At 45.7% G+C, this 22,760-nt stretch carries 17 protein-coding genes; 11 read left to right on the plus strand and 6 right to left on the minus strand.

The features are described 5' to 3' along the window. On the minus strand, positions 1-256 hold a 256-nt coding region (locus X919_RS17005), incomplete at its 3' end, for a hypothetical protein (protein WP_216592149.1). Between the two features lie 310 nt (positions 257-566). On the opposite strand from X919_RS17005, the gene X919_RS0102740 reads away from it, so the two are divergent. The 4 genes from X919_RS0102740 to X919_RS0102755 all read left to right on the plus strand — a co-directional run bounded on the left by X919_RS0102740 (position 567) and on the right by X919_RS0102755 (position 9,707). Further along, entirely contained in the window at positions 567-4,988 is a 4,422-nt protein-coding gene (locus X919_RS0102740; RefSeq protein WP_028898925.1) for a zincin-like metallopeptidase domain-containing protein, read from the plus strand. A 43-nt stretch (positions 4,989-5,031) separates the two neighbouring features. Further along, positions 5,032-6,486: a glucosaminidase domain-containing protein gene (locus X919_RS0102745; protein WP_028898926.1), complete on the plus strand. Its 1,455-nt coding sequence runs from the start codon at positions 5,032-5,034 to the stop codon at positions 6,484-6,486. 29 nt (positions 6,487-6,515) lie between these two features. Beyond that, positions 6,516-7,127, plus strand: coding sequence for a hypothetical protein (locus X919_RS0102750; protein ID WP_028898927.1), 612 nt, complete (start codon positions 6,516-6,518; stop codon positions 7,125-7,127). Positions 7,128-7,550: 423 nt separating this feature from the next. Beyond that, the gene (locus X919_RS0102755; protein ID WP_253270063.1) at positions 7,551-9,707 is read left to right on the plus strand and encodes an ArdC-like ssDNA-binding domain-containing protein; all 2,157 of its coding nucleotides are present in this window, start codon (positions 7,551-7,553) and stop codon (positions 9,705-9,707) included. Positions 9,708-9,853: 146 nt separating this feature from the next. On the opposite strand, the gene X919_RS0102760 is transcribed toward X919_RS0102755, so the two are convergent. After that, positions 9,854-10,456, minus strand: a complete 603-nt coding sequence (locus X919_RS0102760; protein WP_028898929.1) for a hypothetical protein — start codon at positions 10,454-10,456, stop codon at positions 9,854-9,856. A gap of 17 nt (positions 10,457-10,473) precedes the next feature. Then, positions 10,474-11,235, minus strand: coding sequence for a DUF4099 domain-containing protein (locus X919_RS0102765; RefSeq protein WP_028898930.1), 762 nt, complete (start codon positions 11,233-11,235; stop codon positions 10,474-10,476). A 213-nt stretch (positions 11,236-11,448) separates the two neighbouring features. Between X919_RS0102765 and X919_RS0102770 the strand changes: the two genes are divergently transcribed. The 7 genes from X919_RS0102770 to X919_RS14625 are packed head-to-tail and all read left to right on the plus strand — an operon-like array spanning position 11,449 to position 20,482. After that, positions 11,449-12,462: a glucosaminidase domain-containing protein gene (locus X919_RS0102770; RefSeq protein WP_028898931.1), complete on the plus strand. Its 1,014-nt coding sequence runs from the start codon at positions 11,449-11,451 to the stop codon at positions 12,460-12,462. A 57-nt stretch (positions 12,463-12,519) separates the two neighbouring features. Next, positions 12,520-13,710 carry an OmpA family protein gene (locus X919_RS0102775; RefSeq protein WP_253270064.1) on the plus strand — a complete coding sequence of 397 codons (1,191 nt, stop codon included), beginning with the start codon at positions 12,520-12,522 and terminating at the stop codon, positions 13,708-13,710. Positions 13,711-13,731: 21 nt separating this feature from the next. Next, entirely contained in the window at positions 13,732-16,278 is a 2,547-nt protein-coding gene (locus tag X919_RS0102780) for a hypothetical protein (protein WP_028898933.1), read from the plus strand. A 20-nt stretch (positions 16,279-16,298) separates the two neighbouring features. Next, positions 16,299-16,796, plus strand: a complete 498-nt coding sequence (locus tag X919_RS0102785) for a PH domain-containing protein (protein ID WP_028898934.1) — start codon at positions 16,299-16,301, stop codon at positions 16,794-16,796. After that, entirely contained in the window at positions 16,774-17,517 is a 744-nt protein-coding gene (locus tag X919_RS14620; RefSeq protein ID WP_253270065.1) for a hypothetical protein, read from the plus strand. Before X919_RS0102785 ends, X919_RS14620 begins: the two co-directional genes overlap by 23 nt. Next, on the plus strand, positions 17,514-18,233 hold the full coding sequence (locus X919_RS0102795) for a hypothetical protein (RefSeq protein ID WP_028898935.1): 720 nt from the start codon (positions 17,514-17,516) through the stop codon (positions 18,231-18,233). The genes X919_RS14620 and X919_RS0102795 overlap by 4 nt, the downstream gene beginning before the upstream one ends. Positions 18,234-18,238: 5 nt before the next feature. Then, entirely contained in the window at positions 18,239-20,482 is a 2,244-nt protein-coding gene (locus X919_RS14625; RefSeq protein WP_172642706.1) for a type IV secretory system conjugative DNA transfer family protein, read from the plus strand. Between the two features lie 75 nt (positions 20,483-20,557). Here the strand turns inward: X919_RS14625 and X919_RS0102805 are convergent, their stop codons facing one another. The 3 genes from X919_RS0102805 to X919_RS15625 all read right to left on the minus strand — a co-directional run bounded on the left by X919_RS0102805 (position 20,558) and on the right by X919_RS15625 (position 22,336). After that, positions 20,558-21,397, minus strand: coding sequence for a Fic family protein (locus tag X919_RS0102805; protein WP_028898936.1), 840 nt, complete (start codon positions 21,395-21,397; stop codon positions 20,558-20,560). An 83-nt stretch (positions 21,398-21,480) separates the two neighbouring features. Then, positions 21,481-21,882, minus strand: coding sequence for a hypothetical protein (locus X919_RS0102810; protein WP_028898937.1), 402 nt, complete (start codon positions 21,880-21,882; stop codon positions 21,481-21,483). Positions 21,883-21,922: 40 nt separating this feature from the next. Further along, positions 21,923-22,336 carry a hypothetical protein gene (locus X919_RS15625; protein WP_004345320.1) on the minus strand — a complete coding sequence of 138 codons (414 nt, stop codon included), beginning with the start codon at positions 22,334-22,336 and terminating at the stop codon, positions 21,923-21,925. Positions 22,337-22,760 lie beyond the last annotated feature (424 nt).

Genomic DNA, 22,760 nt, shown 5'->3' on the forward strand with positions numbered 1-22,760 from the left:
GCCGGTAAAAGTTTTCAGGAAACCGCAATCTATGATTTCGGAGGGTCATGAAAAGTTTTCCGCCAATAGGGAGCATTCCGGTGTTTGCCGTGTTCTCTGCCTGCGATACCTTTGCAGAATAAAAGTCGATGGATGACCGCAAGCGGACGAAAAGTGAGGTCGAAATCAGAAACGGAAATGGAAAGATAGATAAAATTAAATGTAAAATAAGCACCGCAGGTAAATCAGAAGATGTGTCTTCAATACGTATAGCCATATTGCTTTATAGCTGCCAATAAATATATACGACTATACATATATACATATTACCGCATGGCTGACTCAAGAAACAGCCTTTTATTCTCGCCTTGCTGCTATATGATTAGTTATAGAAGGACCAACAAAAGAGAGTCAGGTAGGGCAGATTTCTTGGATTGCGCAAAAAAACAAGAGCCATTTTTAACACAAAAACCGCCACGATGCCGAAAAAAGGTTCTGAAAACGTTAATATAAGAGTTTCTTTTTTTTGAGGATGCTTTTTTGACATTAAGTCGCTTATTTTGTAACAATCAATAATCATAAAAATTATGGCCGAGACTGAATACAAGCAGCGCAACTCTTCCGCTGGAAGAAAGAATAAGTCAGATGAAATTCTGAAGAAGTTCGCAGACATGATGATTAAGATCATCAAGAAAGCCAATGCCAACAACTGGAAGAAAGGTTGGATGGGTGTCAACGGTTCCATTCAGGGACTACCGCAGAATATCAGCAGTCGGACGTATTCCGGTGGTAACTCTTTTTTTCTTATGTTCAATACGGCAGAGAAAGGATACAAGACACCCGTCTATATGACTTTTAAGCAAGCCAAGGAGCAGAATCTCCATGTCAAGTCAGGCGAGAAATCCGTTCCCATCTTCAAGTGGGGCTTATCCATCAAAGATGAAAACGGCAAGAGGGTGTCAGAGGAAGACTATAACGCCATGTCCCAGGAAGAGCGTGCCACGATGGACGTTCGTCCTTTCCCTAAAATGTTTCATGTCTTCAACATCGACCAGACCAACCTTGAAGAGGTCAATAAAAAGAGGTATGATGCCATTGTAGCACGTTTCCAAACACCCGAACAAGAGGTCAAAGACACCGAGGGGATGTATGTCAACGAAGCCCTTGACCGTATGTTCGAGCAAAAGGCGTGGCATGCCAATATACAATATGACAAACCTGCCGACCAGGCCCTTTACCGCCCATCGACGGATACCATTGTTCTTCCGATGAAAGAACAGTTCAAACTTGGGAAAACTCCTGAAGAAGTCTATCATGACGGCATGGAGTATTATTCCACTGCTTTGCACGAGATGGCCCACTCGACAGGACACGAGAGCCGGCTTGACAGGAAATTCGGTGCCCAAGGGACAGACAACTACGCCCATGAGGAACTGATCGCAGAAATGACTTCCGCCCTTGTCGGCAGCACCATGGGCTTTGACAGAAAAATATTGAAGAACAACGCCAATTATCTAAGTGGATGGTTAAGCAGACTTAGGGACAAGCCCGAGACCATTACAACCATTATGACTGACGTAGGCAAAGCCTCGGATATGATTATAGAAAAAGTTGACGAACAGCGGATCGCCTTGAACCAGACTCCCCTTAAAGCCGGTAATTTGGACGGGCTTGATGAAGAGCTTGGAGAGACAAAGCGAAAGGGCAAGACCTTATATGACCTTACGGAGCAGTGGAGAAAAATCAATGCACAATATCCGTTTTCTGTTGATGATGAAAGGACAAGACAGATAGCAAAGCGTATAAGGCAGGCGGAGCAGGTCATTACGGCTTATAATGCCAACGTAGCCGCCGCATATGGCGACGAGTTTCTGTTCTCCGAGAAAGCGAAGACTGCCATCATTCCGCATGCCGTGTATTCCGGGCATGAACAACCGCCTTTGGAAATCCAAAGACAAGCTGTTGCATCCGAGCCGGAAAATCAAAATGTTGGAGATATGAAAGAACAAAAGGCTGAAGAATTACAAGAGTCCCAGGAAAGACGTGTCAATCCTGACCGCAATCCCATCAATTCTGCCGATGATTATGACGATTTCTCTGAAGCTTTGGCAGAAGGACTTGGCATTGAGAAAAGTAGGGAAGACATACAGTCTGAAGAGAAACCGTCACTTACATTTCAAGAAGAACCATATTCTGTTTTTGAAATAGAAAATGCGGTGGCTTATGGTACAATAAGCAAATTAGAGTATATACAAATGATTCCTCTTGAAGGGATAAAAGAGAGGTATAACAGTTATTGCAATCAGCATAAAATTGACAGTCAAAGAGAAGAAAGTGCCGTTGCCTTTTTAGATTATGTAAAATATAATAATTTGTCTGCAAAATGGTGGCCTGAAACTTCACAGCCCGAGGAAGTTCAGGAGAACGTTTCTCTTTCTGAAGACAGCAATCCAAAAACCAACCTGGCCGGTGTGGCCGAACACATTATGGAAACGAACCATGTATCAAAGGGCGAAGCTGAAAAGATGGCCGCCCCAATCGTTGAAGAACAACAAACCACCGTGAATGAAAAGAAGCAGAAGGCAGCACAAGCCAAGCAAGAGGCTGTCAAGAAAGCCGATGAAGCCCGTAAGGCAGAGGATGAGCGTCGCCGTGAAGTCGAGGAACAGAGACGGCGTGAGGAAGAGAATAGAAAAAACGACAAGGATGGTGGTCAAGCGTCCAAGATATTCCTGCATGCCGCCTTGCTGCTTGGAGCCTTGGAACTGGCAAAGGGCAACAAAGGCGTGTGGATGAATAAGGCTGGCAAGAGCAACGCAGAGTTTCTTTGGGCAAAGACACCAATTACTCCGTATAACAATCTGATGATGAACCTTCAGTCCGATCAGAAGGGCTACCGTTCCAATGTTTATGCCTATTTCGACGAGCTGAAGGATGCGGGCGATTCTGTCAGAAGTAATGAGAAGGCACTCCCTTTCAATTGGACGCGTTGGAATTACCAGAATATTGCTACTAAAGAGGTTATCACCAAGGGTGAATATCAGAAACTTCCCGAGGATGAGAAGTCGCTCTATGTCAAGCACCATAGCCGTCAGACCCTGCAGATTTTCAATATTGACCAGACTTCTATGACCGGCAAACAGATGTACGGTGATTTGCTGAAAGAGACCGGTGCCAAGTATGAGGAACTCTCCGAACGGGGCGTGACAAGTATGATAAAGTTCTCCGAAAAGCTGAAATCAAACCATCCAACGGCCATTGTCGTTGCGCGTGACGATAACCAGTATCATATTTACGGTAATGATGCCACTAGAGCAGGCAAGATATTAGGCTTACCAGTAGGGCAAACAGAGGTCGATGGCAAGAAAATCAAGTCCACGGGTTTCCCTCTTGACAGAATCGACGACTACCTGCCAAAGCTCGTTCAAGCCAAGCAGTGGGTTGTCGTTGCCGATAACCTCGACAGTGCAGAACTCATAAGAAGAGTAGCCAACGAAAAGGACGTGTTGAACAAGGCTTATTCAACCGCCCAGACCGTAGCCAAGTCCGCAGGAATAGGTTATGAACGCGTCATGGTGCTGCAAGATGCAGAATACGACAAGCAAGCCGACAAGATCATTGTCAGCGGCATGACGGATAAGGATAGCGGCAACAGCCGGCAGGCCGCCATTGCGAAAGCCAATGACATTTACCGTGCCATTGTAGCAGCCACAGGCAGCGAGCAGCGTTTAGACCGCATGGGACGCAATAATCTCCTCCCCAACGACGATGCGAAATACGAGAGATTTGTTCAAGACCTATCTGCCGGAATCCTGATGGCACGTCAGGGGCTTCCTGCAAGCCTTTCAAAAGAAAGTATGCAACATATCGACTATTGGCAACGCGAGATCAAGGAAAATCCCAAATTGCTTGGACTGTTGGAGAAAGATGTCAACAATGCCGTCGAGTCCATCGATAAGCACATGCAGAAGCAGATTGTCAAGTACGAAGATATTCGTAAGGACTTGCCCCTGAAAGACTTGGCCGTCAGTGAGAGACAATATCAGATTTCCACCGATTTGGCTAAGCTCCCGGATATAGATTCAAAAGAAATCGTCATTGTCAGAGATACGGCAAAAGGTTCAGCCGATGTCATTCTTCCTGAAGGGGCTTCTCTTGAAGACAACGTAGAGATCTCGGGCATTCGCAAAGATCGTATCAAGATAGCATTAGGACACGAGGGCATCACCGATGTCAAGTTCTATAATGCCGGTGGTGCTTTAGGACTCAAAGAGCCTGACGACTACTATAAGGATAAGACCGTTTCCGTAGACCGGTTGAGACAATATGAGTTCAGTCAGCATAGAGATATAGATGTGAAACCGCAGATTGCGGCAGCAGCCTTGCCCAAGATTGAGATTTTCACGCCTATCCGTGACGAGAAGGGACAGTATGCCTTTTTCTTCAAGGCAGAGAACGAGCCTTCGTTCTCCGTCTATCCGAATGACACCCACAAGAAGCTGTACTTCGAAGTCAGGGGAACGGACAAGCAGAAGGAGATACACAATGCCCTTGCACAGAAATACTACTCCGTTGCCAAGCAGCATCCTGAAATCAAGGTAGATCTTATCATGCCCAAAGTTTCTAATGTAGACATGAGCAAGATAGATCGTCCGACCATTACGAAAGACAGGGAAGACCCAAGCAAGAAGTATGTCATGGCCACCATTGACGGTAAGTTCATGAAGAAAGAAATCACCAAGTCGCAGTGGGACAAGATGTGGTTGGCAGATGACATGTCTGCCTACAAGAAAGCTGTTGCCGCTGTTGTCTTTGCTCCTTTACTCAAAGAAGACGTGCAGAAGGAGCAATCCACAAGTATGGCAGCACGATCAACTTCGACAGAAACCGTTAAAAAGGAACAGGGTGCAGAAGAGAAAACTGCAGAAGGAACTTCAGATTCGATTTCTGAAACGGCTACCGAAAAGGAGGCGGAGACCACCCGGAGAGAAAGTACCTTTCGCAGATAAGGAATAATGCAGTAATCATCAGACATGACACATTACCAGAAACATGGCCATATCCACCTCTGATTTCATCAACAGATATGCTCCTTATGCCATGGAGCAGCAGATTAAGTACGGCATTCCCACTTCTGTCATTCTCGCCCAGATGGCTATCGAGAGTTCATGGGGCACTTCTGCCCTCGCCCGGAACGATAACAATTTCTTCGGTATCAAAAAGGGTTCATCGTGGACAGGCCGGGTGAGTTACTATGACGATGACCAAGCGCATGAAGCCTTTCGTTCCTACGACAACGTGGGGCAAAGTCTTAGCGATCACTCTGCCACCTTACTCCAACCCCGCTATCTGCATCGTTGTCCTACGGACAGTACAGATCACTTGGGTTGGATAAGAGGGATCAAGGCCGGTGGTTACGCCACGGCAAGCAATTATGTAGACAGCGTAGAAAGTCTTATCCGTAAATACGAATTAGACAAATTCGACCGTCTCGCCGTACAGAATGCACAGCAGCAAGGTTTGCAGATAGGTTACATGAGAGGCCATCAGCCCGACACCCCGCAAGCCGTCCCTGCCGGTATTCTCCTCACGCCTCTCCAAGGGCGTTGGTGCATGCCCATCAACCTGGAGGGTTTGAAGGTAACGGGAGTGTTTGGAGAGAACCGCCCCGGACATCATCATAGCGGCATAGACCTTAGCACTGGCGGCAAATATCTTCCCGTTTATGGAACAGAAGATAACGGCAGGGTCATCGCCGCCAAGCCCAACAATGGTGCTGCCGGTAACATGATTACCGTGGAATACAGCCGTTCTGACGGCAGTCGTCTTCAATGTACCTATATGCACCTTAGTGAGATTGGGGTTAAGGTCGGTGATGCCGTCAATGCAGGGATGCAACTGGGCTATTCCGGTAATACAGGACGCTCGACCGGGCCACACCTCCATTTTGAGACCAAGTTCTATAATGCCCAGGGAACACTCCAGAGTTATGATCCGGCAGAATACATTGCCGAACTCTCGTTCCGCGGTAATCTCCCGGCAGTATTGAACAAAGGCGGCCAGAACTTAGCGGTACGCTATTCCTCTCAAATGGCGTACAACAATGCCTCTGCCACTGGTATCGAAGGGCAGCCTATGGATATCCAAACACAAATGCTGCTTGCCAATATCACCAAATCAGACGATCCCAACAGATGGTTGGAATATTTGATGAACAAGAATGGCGATAGTGCAGGGCTGTCCGGCGGAAATCCTGTCTCCAATCTTATCTCAACCCTTTTCATGAGCATTCTGACGCTTGCCCAAGATTTGAAACAGGGAGACGAAGACATGGGCGAGTCCCAAACCTCCAAAGAGGCAAAAGAAAACAAAGAGACAAAAGAAGCTGCCACCCTTAGAAGGGACAGGGAAAGTATCAATGTCAAGCGGCTTGCCCAGGCAGCCTCTTTGAATTTCGATTCCGAACTCCCCGAAGAGCAGCAGACAAACACCATTCGGCGAACTTAGACAAACAATTCACCAAAATAACGAGTAATATGATTAAATGCAATGTCACAGCATGTGGAATCATCAGCAATTCTGCAGTAGAGAAACAAAGTAAGGACGGCAAGTCCTTCATTTCTTTCAGTATCACCATCCCCATTGCCGGCAGTGATGGTTCCGGTGCGGAGCTCCAAGTCTTCGTTTCCGCTCCAGGCAATAAGGAAACTGCCGAGCAGTATTCCACCGGGCGTAGGGTGAGAATGAACGGTACACTCTATATCAGACGGATAGATGACCGTACGTATTACAACCTCCGTACCGATGAAGGAATAGAAATTGTCAAGTCCACCGAAGCAGATTCGCTCACAGGGGCTATCGATTTCAAAGGTAAGATAAAGGGGGAGATTACGGAACGTACCAACAAAAACGGACACAAGTTCCAGACATTTTCCGGCGTGTCGCAAGACAAGGATGGAGAAAAGAAAGGCTGGGTTTGGGTTCGCTTCCTTTCTCCGACCTCGATTCAGCAGGAATTCTTCAAGCCCGAGGCCTATGTTGAAATAAAAGGAGAGTTGCAGTTCCATATCTATCAAGGTAATGTCAACATCGAGTGCCGTACCAGCAGTATCGAGCCTTGGGAGTTGACTGCCACACAGAAAGAATAGTTGCCATAACATTGAAGTTTACATGAACACCGGCATTATAGAGCGTTGATCATTCAAGTCTTTATAGGCCGGTGATTTTATTCCGTACAAAACCCTAACAAGTATATGAGTGAAAATGACAATCCAGCAGGAATCTTCGGCAACCGTTTGTTAGGCGGCTGGAGTAAGATATTTGGCAAAAAACACGATAACGGTAAAGGCGAAAAACAAGGACATGACCATGATAAATTAAAATTAAAGCCATTCCCGCCCAACCATTTCTTCTCCCAGGAAGAGCTGTGTTTCCTTGCAAAGAATCAAGAGCAGTGTAGCCGTCTTCAGAGTTGGGCTTTGCAAATGAGCTTATGGGCACGATCCAAGTCCAACGAGCAGGATAGGAACAACCCGCAGTTTTTTCCAGCCGTCCAATGGCAGGACGGTTTGATGAGCACATGGATAGACTCGGAGGCAAGGCCTGACAGCATAGACCAACAGGCTGACCGTCTTTACCAATTACAGCTTGATGGCTATAAAATGGATGCCGCTTTTGTAAGAATGATAGAGGCGAGAGCTTGTAGAAGTTTAGTGGGCAACCTTTTTGTGGATGAGAGACAGAATGAGACCGCTTCACGAAAAGGCGGCAAGCACTTTATATGGATTGAAGCCGTTGTTGACAAGCCCGGTGAGGACTTGGCTTTGTCCATATATCATTACAACAAGATCAGCCACCATCATGAGTCAGAAGAAACAGTTTCATACAAACAGTTCAAGTCGCTTCTTGAAAACAAGGAGATGGCAGCCCTTGGCGGTGAGGGGCAGCGCAAATGGAACGATGAAGCCACCGCAAGAGACATGGCGGAGGAAAAGTTTACAGAGTTAGTCTGTCTGATGAGACGGAGCAATATCTGTCAAGGGATGTTCCCTGCCCACAGTTCTATCTCTATACGCCAAGAGGATGGAAAAGACTATGTCCCCATGGCATGGGCCCTATCAGGGGATGAGATAAAGATAGACTTCGATCCCCAAGTATCCATTAGTAAAAGTTCACTTTTGATTACCTCTAATGATTCCTACCGGTTTGTCGACGTGTTGGACTATATAGATAAAACGATAAGTGAGCAGGATGCCAGTCAGGAACTGCTGACCTTTGTCAGGATATTCGGCAAAGACTTTTGTGGAGACAAAGTGCTCTCTTCCGGAAAGTATCCTCTTTGCTGGATAAACGGCATAGAGATAGACCGTGTAACGGCAAAGGCTTCGGACACAATAGTCGCCTTCAATAATGATACTTTGGAAACCGTGACGCTTTCTTCAGAAGACAGGACAACCCTGTTAAAAGCAGTCATACGCCGTTCGGATGAACTACTGACAGAATTGAAGTCCGACCTTCAGAGAACAACGGACGAAAAAGTCCAGGGAATATTGCAGGACAGGCTAAATAACATCCATCAAGGGCTGTCAGCTTATAATACTGGCGACAATTACCATACTTTGGATGAGTTATGGCAGCATATCACCTCAATTTTCAGGGTGAAGCAAAGCGCGGAGACGGCAACGGTCGTCCCTGCATCAGCAGTTAAAGTTATAGAAGCTCCGCAATCCACCGAAGTAAGGGATAAAGAGCCCTTAGTCCACAATCAAAATGAAGTTCAAAGCGTTCAAGAACCTATTGCTAAAAGTGATGACGGCATCAAAATGCCCAAGCAAGTTGACGAAGCCCCGTCAATTGAACCTAAGAAAAGTCAGATTCCGGAAGGCTATATCCGGATTGAACCATCTTCCAAAGGCAGGTGGCACACAGCAGAAATGCTCCGTAGGGAAGCCTATCGTGTTTATGGAAAGCTGTTAAGTGCAAAACTTAAAAAGCAGCTTGATAATGACAACAACCCTTGGGTTTCAAAACAGATGTTGACACCAAGAGATATCAAAGGCACTGTTTATACCGGGCCGAATGCCATCATGCTTGCGTTATGGACAGAACAGCAGGGGTTTGAGCTTCCTTTCTTCATTACTGAAGAGGAGCTAAGAGCGAACGAACTCGGTATTCTTCAAGATGCCAAGAGCCTCTTTATCCTCCATAAGAACGGAACGTCAAGGGTGTACAACATTGCACAGACCACCTTTCCCGTTACCCAAAGGCGTTCCTATGAGTCTCTCAAACTGAATATGATAGCAACAGAGCGCAAGAAGACTTCAGGGTATCAGTTCCTCGACGCTGACGGCTTTTGTAAAACAGCGTTGAAGTTTGATGGTGTCCCCGGCCTTTCTGTCTATGATTATGCCGAGAAGGTCATCCATATAGCCCCGAAGAGCAATTTTGAAACCGAGGACGACTATTACCGTGACTTGGCCGTGGCCATGGTGGAAAGCACCCGTGAAGTTGATTTCGATACGCTCCATCTGGACACTTATCTCTTTGAGAATCTCGTCTCTCATCTGGGTAGTGGTATTATCAGCCAGAGTTGCCGTTTTAATGCCACCAATCCCGAATATTCCCGGATATGGAGAGAGAGGTTAGAGAACAATCCTGAATACACCAAGAGAATCTTGGAACAATCAGACGCAGCTTCAGGCCAAGTCCTTCAATCGGCATTGACATAGGACTATCAATAATCAGACCCGGTTCATGTTTAATTATGGCAAATTCACCATAATTAAAATTGGGATGATTAAATGAAAAAGGCGGCCTGTATCCCTGCAAACCGCCTTCTGACATTATTTAATTAAAGTTTATCGTCTTGTTTTATTCATTCTTTCTCCGCTATTTCAACAGCTTGAAGGATTGTCCGTTTGATGACATCATGTTCGAGTCTTATGGGATGTACGTGACCACCATCAGCAATGGCACCGTCAATGAAGTAGCGGATATTCCACCATTTCTTTACTGTATTTTTAGATGTGTTGATTGCTTTTGCACAGGTCTTAAACCCTCCTTCTGGATGAAGGTATCTCCAAAGAGTAATTTTCACCGCTTCTTCAGAGTTCTTTAAAGTAGCAAGTAAAACCTTATTTTTTCTCCACTTTTGAAACAGTTCCACTGAAGAGAGATTGCTTTCCTTGGTTTGGTTACTACCATTGGTCATATCAGCATTTTCCAACGCCTCGTTGGAAACCTCGTTGATTTTATCCCACACTTCTTGTGGCCAGTCGTTATCATCAGGCTCATCACCATAGCGAAACTCATTGATGAACTGTTCCGCTCCGTCTTCATCACCTTCATCGAAGCCCAGTACCTGGCACCACTCCTTATAGTCGTCTACCATTTCCTTGCCATGCATTGTGATACACTGCAGGTTTGTTATTTCCTCACGGTCGAGTTTACCAATCAAATCTTTTACTACTTTTGCCATATTGTGAAACTTTAAGATTATCTGTGCATACCTCTGCTTCTCTGCTCCGCTTTCTGCGAGTTCTCATCTCCTAAGTGGTAGAACTCCTTTTGCATTTCTTCTGTATAGTCCTCTTCAGGAACATAGTTCTTGAAAGAGTTATCCGATTCTTTGACCCAACATCCGTAGATGCCGAAATTATATGTAGGCAACTCACGGGAAGCAATACTGTCATATTCCTCCCTGTCACCACTTACCACCTTGATGCCACCGTCAGCGAGGAAATCCAGTCCGAATGTGAACTGGCCTTCCTGCTTGTCTATTGAAATAACATTGCCTGTACACATCTGTGCCACTTGCTCATTGGAAAGTTCCATCTCGTTTTGAAGTGAAGCCAGATTATCCTCCATTAAAGAAACGGGAATATAGAAAACCCTGTTTGTCTTGTCGTCAAGCTGTACGAAACACTGTTCCTTACCCGGCATTTTGGTTATGATGATTTTCCCGCTTCGCAGCGTGTTCTGTTCCTCTGGCGTGAAGTCCTCCAAATCAGCCATTTCACTTCTCGGGGCAATCAGGATGTCAACAGTGCCACTTCTTCTTTCAAGTTTAAGACGGGCCTGAATTGTTCTCTGTATGCCGTCACCCAAATCCACGCTGACGGGTAAAATAGGAGTCCAATGTCCCTCCAATAGTTTTTTCATCACCATTTCAGGCAGGTCATCCACCATTTCTTGAGACAGCCCGACACTTGCAAATTTCTCGTATGGTATCTCATTTTCATCAAAAATTGTTCTCATAATTTTCCTGTTTATTGTTTTTGCAAAGATAGTTTCTTACTTGAAAAGTCCGTTCTCCTAAAAAATAAACCTTTTATATTAACATTTTCAAAATGTTTTTGGGCGGTTTTACGGTGTTTTTCGTTTTTGAAATGTTAATATAAGACTTCCTTTTTTTTCGAGCCCCCTATTAAAACGGTTTATTTTATTTTTGTAATCATAAAATACGAGTAGATGGTTATACATTTTAGACATATCTTCATGGCTGTTTTGAGTTTGTTCAGTCTCTTTTGTCATGCACAAAAGAATACCACCGATGCTAATCATCAGGACTACTGGATAGACAAATACCTTAGTGTCAGTTTCCCCTTACAAAGTGTCGAGATCAATTCTGCGTTCGGTATTCGTAAAGATCCATTCACCGGCAAGGAAAAAGAACACTGTGGCTTGGATTTAAAAGCTCATTATGAAAAAGTCCTTGCCATGTTTGACGGTTACATTGCGCATATTGGCTATGACTCCGGATCCGGCAATTACATCATCATGCGTCATGGTGATTACACCATCAGCTATTGTCATCTTTCTCAAATCTGGGTAAAGAAAGGAGAGAGAATCTATGCAGGAGACCCGGTTGGCGTCAGCGGTTCTTCCGGTCGTTCGACGGGGCCACACCTTCATGTCACCAGCCGGTTAAGGGGACGACTCGAAGACCCCTATAACCTCCTTACTTACATAAGAGACGTAAAGTTGCAGTGTATTACTGCTCTCCATGTCAGCGAGGAGACTCTTCTTTCTCCTGACGCATTTTTCAAGAGATATGCCCATGCCGCCATGAGACAACAGCAGAAATACGGCATTCCCGCTTCCGTCATCCTTGCTCAAATGGCACTTGAAAGCCGTTGGGGAAACAGCAGTTTGGCCCAGGCAGGATTCAATTACTTCGGCATCAAGGCCAACAGGAACTGGCTGGACAGCGGACTTCCATACAGTGTCCATGACGATGATCGCCCTAATGAAAAATTCTGCAATTTTGCCTCTCCGGAAGCCAGCATGGAATATCATTCAAGACTGTTGATGAGCGATCGCTATAAGCAGTGTTGGAAATACAGTTCCACGGATTTTCACAATTGGCTCGTTTCCATCAAGTCTGCCGGATATGCCACGGCAAGGGACTATGTACAGAAATGCGAGCGCATCATCATGAAGCACAAGCTCTATCTCTACGATGTAGCCGCCGAACGGCTATAATACTATATAAATGTGTATAAACAAAGAAAAAGCATAATGAAAAAAATCTTCTTTTTATTGTCAGCCCTTACATTCATAGGGCATGGCATCCACGCACAGGTTGTGTACGGTAATGATGAACGATTCTATGTGAACTCCCGGCACGAGATTTCGGCAAGCTCTGCAAGTCATCCGACAGGCCTGTCAAGTCCGATAGACGGTCAGGCGAAGTATAAGCTGTCAGGATTGGGCGATAACTGGTTTGTTTCCGCGCAGGGCGGTTTTATCTCTTTCTTGGGAGATCCCGTCTCACACACGGACTTTAACGGTAGAACCAAGGTAGGGTTGGAACTTTCCATCGGGAAATGGCACTCGCCGTATTTTGGGACACGATTGGCCTATCAAGGCTTTAAGTTTGTCGATTCCCAACGTGCCCCCCAGTCCTTCGGCAGCTATCATACAGACCTACTTCTTAACGTGTCTTCCTTCTTCCGACCCTCTTTTGAGAAGCCAGCAAAATGGAACATAAGCCCCTATATGGGAGCTGGAATTATCCGGCATAATCAGTTGAAGAAAAATTCCTTTGCCTTTTCCTACGGCATCTTGGGAACTTGCAGCCTAAGTGAGCGTATCAGCATCTCTGCCTCTTTTGGTGGAACGACAACCCGTCGGGATTTTGACGGATATGGAGAGAAAGGCCGTTTGGGAGACAACCTCCTTTCGGGAAGTATCGGTTTGTCCATCGGGATTGGACATTTAGGCTGGAAAGTCAAAAAACACAAGTTGGTGTCGGCGAATGAAGATGTATTGCAGAATCCGACAATAACCGATCTGACCACCTATCCGCGCAATAATTACAGTGGCCTTAAATCACTTCAAGAAAGACTTGCCAATGGGAATACGGAGAGCGTTTCCGGGAATAACGATGAGAACATTGCGCAGTTTGACGCTCCAATCCTGTTCTTCTTCAAGCGTAATACCACGGAGCTTGTCGACAAACAGCAATTGGTCAACATTCAAGAGATCGCAGCTGCCGTCAAGGAGTATAACTTGGAAGTACGTATCGTAGGTTCCGCAGACAGCAAGACAGGAACACCCAAGCATAATAGGAAACTTTCCATCAAACGCTGCCGTTATATTGCCAAGCTGCTGATAAATGCGGGTGTACCGAAATCTAAGATGACCGGAACAACCAAAGGTGGTATCAATCTTTATAAGCCTTATACTGCCAACCGCCACACCTGCGTGATCCTGTATAAGCAAAAGTAAGAAGAATTAAAATAGAATAATATGGCCATTTTAAGAAAGAATACCAACTACGGTGTAACGGACATCTCACCGCGCCTACAAGACACCCTCAATGCCAACGGCATGCAGGCTCATATCACCATGACACAGACCGGTGACTATGAACTTGTCACCTTGTCCCATAATTCATCCGAACCCCGGCGGTATCCTCTCGACCAGCAACAGGTTGAGAACCTGATGAACGGAGGTACATCCGCATGGGACAAGAAGGCCTACAACACCTTTGTCGGCATCGTTAAGGAAGATTATTATATCCCAGGCTCATTTGTTGCAGCCCGCAACGCCAACAGTCCTGTCAACATGGGACTTGACGGGCACAGGCTTGCCCCGGGAGAATATGGATACAGAGAACCGCGTCTCTTTTACCCTTTTGAAGGGCCGAGATACGGGCGTTTTGATAGCATCATAGATGGTTTGATGGGACTTGCCCATGGTGGGCGCATCAGGCGCATAGATGGAAGACCTTTTTATGCCAACAGCGCACCTGTCGTTATAGACCGTCCTGACGGGCGTTTGCGTCCCGGAGAGATGAAGACAGGTGCCTATGGGTTCTATGACAAGGGCATGAAGCAGAAACAGGACGTCCTTCAGTCCATGAGTATCAGCGAACAGCAGCTTCCCAAGGTGGAACGTCCGAAAGGACAGTCCATTCCCCTTAATTCCATCAGTTCACCGGTTTATCTGTCAGCAGAGAAATTTCAGCAGGTACTGTCTTCGCACGGTATTGTCATAGATGAAAAGAAAAATCTGCTGACCATCAAGTCTGCGTCCGTTCCTACCAACCTTGAATACAAGCTGAACCCTGACGAGACGAAGAAACTCATGAACGAAAAATTCAAGTACAGCGACAAAAAGGGTGTACACAACAAGGATGGTGTATCTGTCAATGAACGGCTTGCCATCCTGAATGCCGTCATAGGGAAAGACTTTACCGATAAGATAACCGTAGAGATGCTTAACAGCAAGGATTATGTAGACATCAAGCTGAAACCCGAAGTGGAGAAAGAGCTGGGACTTCATCAGGAAGCAGCCAACCAATATATGGCATCCAAACTTGACATCATAGACATGAAAGACATGCGCGAGGACTATCGAAGCGGTTTCTTAGATCGCTGGAACTCTATTGGTATCGTCGACGGACGTGGCCTTAATCCAAACGAAGGCTTCTATCTTCCGGTAAAGGACGGACGTGCCGTCTCTGTTGGTGAGATTCAGGTGTCGCCCGTCAATGACGGCAAGAGTGCGACTACGTTTCGCATGACTGCCGTAATCAACAATCAGGTGATGTCACATGACATCTCCAAGGAGGACTATATCAAGTTCATCAACTATAATGACGAGTACCGCCTGAAACTGTTCGACAAGGTGTTTGATGAAGTCAAGATAAAGGACGCGTCCAACGGTGTCTTGGAAGATCCCGTGCGTTCAGGCAGGATTGAGGATGCAGACAGTGTTGTCGTATTGAACGGCCATTACAACCTTGTTAATGACAATGTTTCCGCTGCAATTACCGGAGCGATGGCCTACAAGGATCAGATTTCCGGCAAGTACATGCTGAATATGCGGGAGAGCAAGGATATTGGTATGTGGTCATATAAAATTACCGAAGATCAGTATCTTGCTTTCAAGAATGCAGATGATGACGGCAAGGCAAAGCTACTTTCCACCATCATTCCCATAACCGATGAAAACAAGCAGCCCTTATCTGTTGTCAAAGAAATCCGGCTGCCCCTCTCCGCCGCAGAGAAACGCGTGTCTTCTTATTCGGAGAATATAGACATGAAGGACGCATTGCAAAGCGGTGCTGGAAGACCATACAACGAGCGTATGGCAGATGCGTTGAACAAGACAATCTTTAAGGATACGGGACATATCAAAGCCACAGCCCTGTCCGGGACAGATATAAAAGCCGTTAGCCAAGGCGAAGCGAAATTGGTGGCAGAGGGAAAAGCCCAACCCACATTGGCTGAATTACGGGAAAACGTAAAGATTGCCCTGAAAGGAGAAACCGGCGTAAACGGACAATCATTGGAGAACTTGAAGCCCAACAAAGAATGGGTCAGAAGCGGTGCCCATGGGAGGACAACCGAAGTCGGAGATATTGCCGTGGAACGCTTGCGTGACGCAGAAGGCAAAATCGTAGAAGGGAAGTACAAGATGACCGCCGTCATAGACGGTAATGTATTTTCCCATGAGATTACCCAAAAAGATTTTGACAAGTTCCGTGCCATCAACGACACCCAGCGCATGAAGCTCTTCGACAAGATATTCCCCGAAGTGGAGATGAAGACTAAAGCGGGTCACGGCTTCAACTTGGGAGCAGCTATCCTTGCTGCCGTCTCCGTGGGAATGGATGTTGTCGGTTCCGTCATGGCAGAGCCACGCCCCCGCCCTGAATTTTATGCAAGCCGAAATGTCTTCTCCAAACCCGGTGTAGTCTCTCCCGAAGCGGTCTCTGCTGCCCTTTACGAGTCAGAGAACGAACAGCTTAGAAAAGGGCCATCGGAAGGCAGGGGAATGGGCATTTAACCAACAACAACATCCGCTATATGTTCAATCATGAATTTATGCCCTTCCAAACGGTGACAATCCGTCCCCATTGGGGGCAGTTCTGTATCAATGAGCTGCCGGTAATCTTATTGTGCCTGGCAAGTTATTGGATAAGCAGCTTTATGGAGTTTCGTTTCCATGAGCTTTTGATATGGCCGGCATTGTTTTTTACTTTCTACCTGTTTTTTCAAGTGGTCTATATGGCAAGGATCGAATATGTCCTGACAGGGGAGCAGCTAATCACCCTTCACGGTGTGCTCTCCCACTCAACGGACTATATCGAGCTTTATCGTGTCGTCGACTACCGGCAGCACCAGTCGTTACCCCAGCAGCTCTTCGGTCTGAAGACCATCACCATCTATTCCGGAGACAGGAACAATCCCCAGCTGGATATGGTAGGCATCAAAGCAAGGGTGGATATTGTCAGCGAGATACGTAAACGTGTGGAGTTTAACAAGAAAAGAAAAGGTATTTATGAGATTACAAACAGGCCTTAGACGCGTTTTTGCACTTATAGCCCTCTCTGTCGGAATCATACCATCCTCTGCACAGGGACTTTCATCATCCAATCCGCTTGAATATGCCGCAATTGCAGGAGGTGAGGAACTTCTTGGCAATCAGATAAAGAAACAGTCGAAGGCCATGGCTGCTCTTGCGGTGGAGCAGGGAGCCATGACTGTGGCCAATACCAAGATGAAACAGTGGGAACAAAAATACAATTCCTATTTGAAGACTGCTTCCGGATATGCTTCCGCCATAAAAGGTGCCACCTCCCTTTATGCCGACGGGATGCAGACGCTCACAGCACTATGGGAAGTTCATACAGCATGTAGAATCAATCCCCAAGGAATTGCTGCTTCTCTGTCGATGAATAATCTCTATTTGGAGACGGCGACAGAGTTTATTCGTACTTACAGGGCATTGAAGAATGTAATTGCCAAGGGAGGGGAAGACAATATGTTAAATGGTGCGGAGAGGACGCAGATGCTGTGGAATCTGACAAACAATTTAGAACGGTTGAACCGAAAACTCCGGCTATTGTCAGTGAGTGTCACAATGCACTCTTTAGATGATGTGTGGAACAGGGCCATCATTGGTAAGATTAACAAGAGCAACAAGGTGTTGGCCAAGGAATCGTCCAAGCGGATGTGCAGGGCAATCAGCAATGTTGCCAAGTTTTATAAATACAGACAGACACATAAGCCATGGGGACAATGAACAGCATCAGGCGGGCAGCTATCAGCGTCATCTTAGGATTTTCCCTTTCCATAAGCCTGTTTGCACAGAATGGACCGGATGGTGTCAGGGCCGGGATGTTTGCCACTTATGCCAAACAGGCAAAGAAAGCCTTAAAGGCGCAAGATGTTTTGTTGGTAGGAAACCTTACAGGACACAAATATTTGAAAGAGGAAGTGGCAGCGACAACGAACTTTCAACGTCAGTTCAATGATTACCTTAACAGCTTTGATGACATACTGACCGTGGCTGCCGACATATACGGCATTTACATGGAAGTGGATGAAGCAATGAAAAACGTGAAAGTTGTCAAGGGCATTGTCGTGCGGCAACCGGCTAATGTCCTGGCGGTAGCTTTCTCACAGTCAAAGAACAACATCTATACTGACATTATCGAGAACGGTCTGAAACTCGCAGCAGACATCGAGCAGATTCTGCCGCTGAAGAAAGACCAGGACAAGAATGCCAAGATGACCCAATATGAACGGCTCAAAGTTATAGACAACATCCGCCTGAACTTGCGTACGCTCAACAGGAAGCTCCGTACTCTAAGCCGCTTGATACATTACACAACAATCATGGATTCATGGTATGACCTAAAAGGAACTGGAAAGGAATACCAGCCTCGCAAGATGGGATCTATAACAAAAGATTGCCTGAAGACTTGGATGAAACATGCCAAAGGCGTTAAATACTAAAAGCAATGGAAGAAAGTAAAGAAATACAGGGAACGTACAGTATTTTCAGGACAACCATATATGTATCACTCCTCTTGGAGTTCTTCATGTATGCCTTGGATCCGGCCGCATTGAGCGGATTAGGGGGCATTGTAAACAGCTTTCATCACCGGCTCGAGGTACTGTCCATGTATCAGTTCCTGCCCTACTCGAAGATGGTTACGCTCATGCTGGTAATCATCACCTGTATAGGTACAAAGAACAAGAAGCAGATAGAGTTCGATGCGCGCAAGATGGTATTCTACCCACTCGCCATCGGCTTTGGTTTAGTAGTGGCTTCTGTGCTTGTCTATAACAGTGATTGGCATGTCAGGTTGTGGATTCTGAAAGCCAACGTATGGGTTTATATAGCAGTGTCTGTCATAGGGACAATACTCGTCCATACAGCCCTTGACAACGTATCGAAATACTTCAAGGACGGCATGCTCAAAGACCGCTTCAATTTCGAGAACGAGAGTTTCGAGCAGACAACGGAACTTGTCGAGAACAAGTATTCCGTCAATATCCCTATGCGTTACTACTACAAGGGCAAGTTCAGGAGGGGTTGGATTAATATTGTCAATCCATTCCGAGGCACATGGGTTGTGGGCACACCCGGTTCCGGTAAGACGTTCTCTGTCATTGAACCTTATATCCGTCAGCATTCGGCCAAGGGTTTTGCAATGGTTGTCTATGACTACAAGTTCCCAACGCTTGCAACCAAGCTCTATTATCATTATAGGAAAAATCAGGTACAAGGTAACCTGCCAAAAGACTGTAACTTCAATATCATTAACTTTGTCAATATTGAGTACAGCGCACGCGTTAATCCTATCCAGCAGAAGTACATTGCAAATTTGGCTGCAGCACAGGAAACAGCGGAGACACTTATTGAGTCCCTTCAAAAGGGACAGAAGACTTCCGGTGGCGGTTCCGACCAGTTCTTCCAGACATCTGCCACCAACTTCCTTGCAGCCTGTATCTTCTTTTTCGTCAACTATAACAAGAAGCCTTTTGATGAGAACGGCAATGAGCTCTTCCCCGAATATGGTGAGGATAAGGAGACCCACCATAAGCGGTTGACGGGAAGAGTCTTCAATGATGCGAACCAGATTGGCAACAAGGAATATCAAGTGCAACCGGCCTACTGGAAAGGCCAGTATTCTGACATGCCTCACGTGCTCTCGTTCCTGAACCACTCCTATGATGAGATCTTTGAAGTCTTGAAGACCGATCCGGAAGTCTACCCGCTTTTGGGGCCTTTCATGACCGCCTTTGACAATGGTGCCATGGAGCAGCTGGAAGGTATGATAGGCACGTTGCGTGTACAGACTTCACGCCTGGCCACCAAGGAATCCTATTGGGTTTTTAGCGGGGACGATTTTGACTTGAAGGTGTCGGATCCCCGACATCCAAGTTATCTGCTTATTGCCAATGACCCGGAGATGGAGAGCATCATTGGAGCACTCAATGCCCTGATTCTGAACCGTCTCGTCACCCGTGTTAACAGCGGTATGGGAAAGAATGTCCCGGTAAGCATCATTGTCGATGAGCTGCCGACACTCTACTTTCATAAGATAGACCGTTTGATAGGTACAGCACGAAGCAATAAGGTTGCTGTGACATTAGGTTTTCAGGAACTGCCGCAGTTGGAAGCAGACTATGGAAAGGTGGGAAAGGATAAGATCATTACCACCGTAGGTAATGTCGTTTCCGGCTCAGCCCGTTCAAAAGAAACGCTTGATTGGCTGTCGGGCGACATCTTCGGAAAGGTCGTGCAACTCAAAAAAGGCATTACCATCGACAGGGACAGAACATCCATCAATCTCAATGAGAATATGGACAGCCTTGTTCCTGCTTCCAAAATCAGTGATATGGCTTCCGGATGGCTGTGTGGCCAGACTGCCCGGGATTTCGTCGTCACGAAGACTGGCAGACGGGACTCGATGGATATTCAGACTGCTGAAGAGTTCAGAACCACCAAGTTCTTTTGCAAAACATCTTTTGATATGGAACAGATTAAGGCAGAGGAGACCGACTACAGCAATTATCCTATTCCGAAGTTCTACCACTTCGACTCTGAAGACTCCAAGGAGCGTATTCTGTATGCCAACTTTGAGCGGATAGATCAAGAAGTAAAGGATATGATAAAGATTGTCCAGACAGAGTTCAAAAAAGAAGAAGGCACCCAAACAGCCCATAGGAAGAGTAACAGGAAGTCTTCCAAATAATTTTTTCCTTCGTTTTTATTGCATGAGAAAGGGTCACTTGAACCATAAAGTTCAGATGACCCTTTATTTAATTTCTTATCTCCGGAAATGCCGGCGAGGTTTCTGTTCTTCTTCCTCCTCTTCTTCATCTTCCATGGATAACTTATAGTTCTCGATTTCCTGTTGGAGGTTTTTGGCGTGTTCCCTGAACATGAAGTCTTGGAACGGGACATTTGATTCTCCCTCTCTTGACTTCACCAAGGCGTTGATATATTCGGCCTTGTCCTCCTTCAATACCTTATTGGGTACCAGACCAAACTCACTCTGAAGATGATTCATGATCAACCTTGACATCCTGCCATTACCGTCTACCCATGGATGGATTGTCACGAGCTTCAGATGCGCGTCAAAGCTCAAACGGTATTGCTCATATACATCGGGGTTCTTTAACAGCTGTTCCCGTTTTTCGTTCATTTCCTTGCAGAAATCTTCTAACTTCTGTGGGACTTTCAGGTAACTCATATAAGACTTTCCCATAGTTCCTGCCGTAACGTTTACCCGACGTAAATCTCCCTTTGACGAGTCAAATACACCGCCAGGTGCATTGAATATCCCCCCGGTTCTTCTCATTACGATTGAAGACAATTCCTTCAGCATATCGATGGAGAAAGGTGTGTGTGCCCTTGCCATTTCCATGCTTCTTTCGTAGGCAGCTTTCAGGTCAAGATTCATGTTCTGTTCAATGATGCTTTTACCCTTGGCAGAAAGACCCTCGTCAAAGAGCAGCTGGTTCTCTACCTCGGTCATCGTCGAGCCTTCGATGGCCGTTGAATGGGTCACGATTGAGTAGAGATAGAACTTTTCATAGTCTATCTGTTCTTGGAAGCCCAATTCCTTGTGCTCTTCCAATATATCTAAAAATTCTTGTTTATTCATAATTGCCTTATCTTTAGACAGCAAATATACTAATTTACGGTTGATTAAACAATTTTTTAAGAAGAAAAAGCCTGTACACCCATTTAAAGCACTTCGGAATGATATAGCTGCAACCATTCCGGTATCTCCCGAAAGACACGGGCTTCAGCCAGCGCATTGGAAGAAGTGTCTTTGAGATAGGTGATTTTCCGTGTACCATTGAAGTCATGTTCTTGAAACCTTATGACAAACATACCTTCCGGATCGCCGACTACCCACCAATTGGAATCATTTGCCCGCTGTAATACGAAACGGTCAACTGGAACAGGTCGTACTACTTCCTCGCCAACAAGAGCGGCATTAATGACTTGCGCTGAACCGATAAACTCCGTTGTCTGTGGCAAAGCTAACAGACGCTCTACGGCTTCATCACGGCTATTGCCGACAGATATAGCCTGTATTTCATTACCATCGGACAATTTAATAATGAATTTATATCTTTTCATTTTATTTCCCCGTCATGCCGATAGGTCAGCATTGAAATGCCTATATTACTTTTTCTTCATAGACGGTTGTTCCGGTCTCGTTGCAAACGATTGACACGATACCGCCTGTGTAGTCTTCAAAATAGCTCTCTTCTGTCCCGTTGTTCATGTAGATATAATTGAGACAGTCTTGGAATGAAGACTTGAAGCCCTTTTCATTTGAAGATGTATCGTTGTTAAATACGACATCATAGGTAAGAACTTCCTTTTCAAGAAATTCCTCAAATTCTTCTCTCTGCTCGTCCGTCAAAGAGAAATCAAAATCGTCTTCAAACTCTTCTTCAAACAAGAATCTAAAGAAGTTAGGGTCGTTCTGACTCTCTCTTTCAACATATTTTTTGAAAGAAATGTCTGCTGGATTGTTTGCACTTTCATAGTTCTCAATCAGCTGCTGAATTTTGATGTTCTTAATCATTTTGTTTGTTGTTTTATGAAGTTAAAATTTTATTCTGGGCATCCCGATTCTCAACTTTTTTATAGTTTTTTCGTTTCTTCGACCCGAACTTTTTTTTATCATTCCGGTGTAACCGTCATCTCGAACCTTTTATGTGCAAGGTAAGATCGCAGGTATTAAGGGGACATAAGGCAAACAATTGGCTGGCAAAGTTTTCAGGAAACCGCAATCTTTGATTTCGGAGGGTCATGAAAAGTTTTCCGCCAATAGGGAGCATTCCGGTGTTTGCCGTGTTCTCTGCCTGCGATACCTTTGCAAAATAAAAGTCGATGGATGACCGCAAGCGGACGAAAAGTGAGGTCGAAACCAGAAACGGAAATGGAAGGATAGATAAAAGTAAATGTAAAAAACACCACAGGTGTAGCGTGTATATCCGTATAGATGT

Source organism: Prevotella sp. HJM029 (assembly GCF_000599605.1).
In the GTDB taxonomy this organism is placed as follows: domain Bacteria; phylum Bacteroidota; class Bacteroidia; order Bacteroidales; family Bacteroidaceae; genus Prevotella.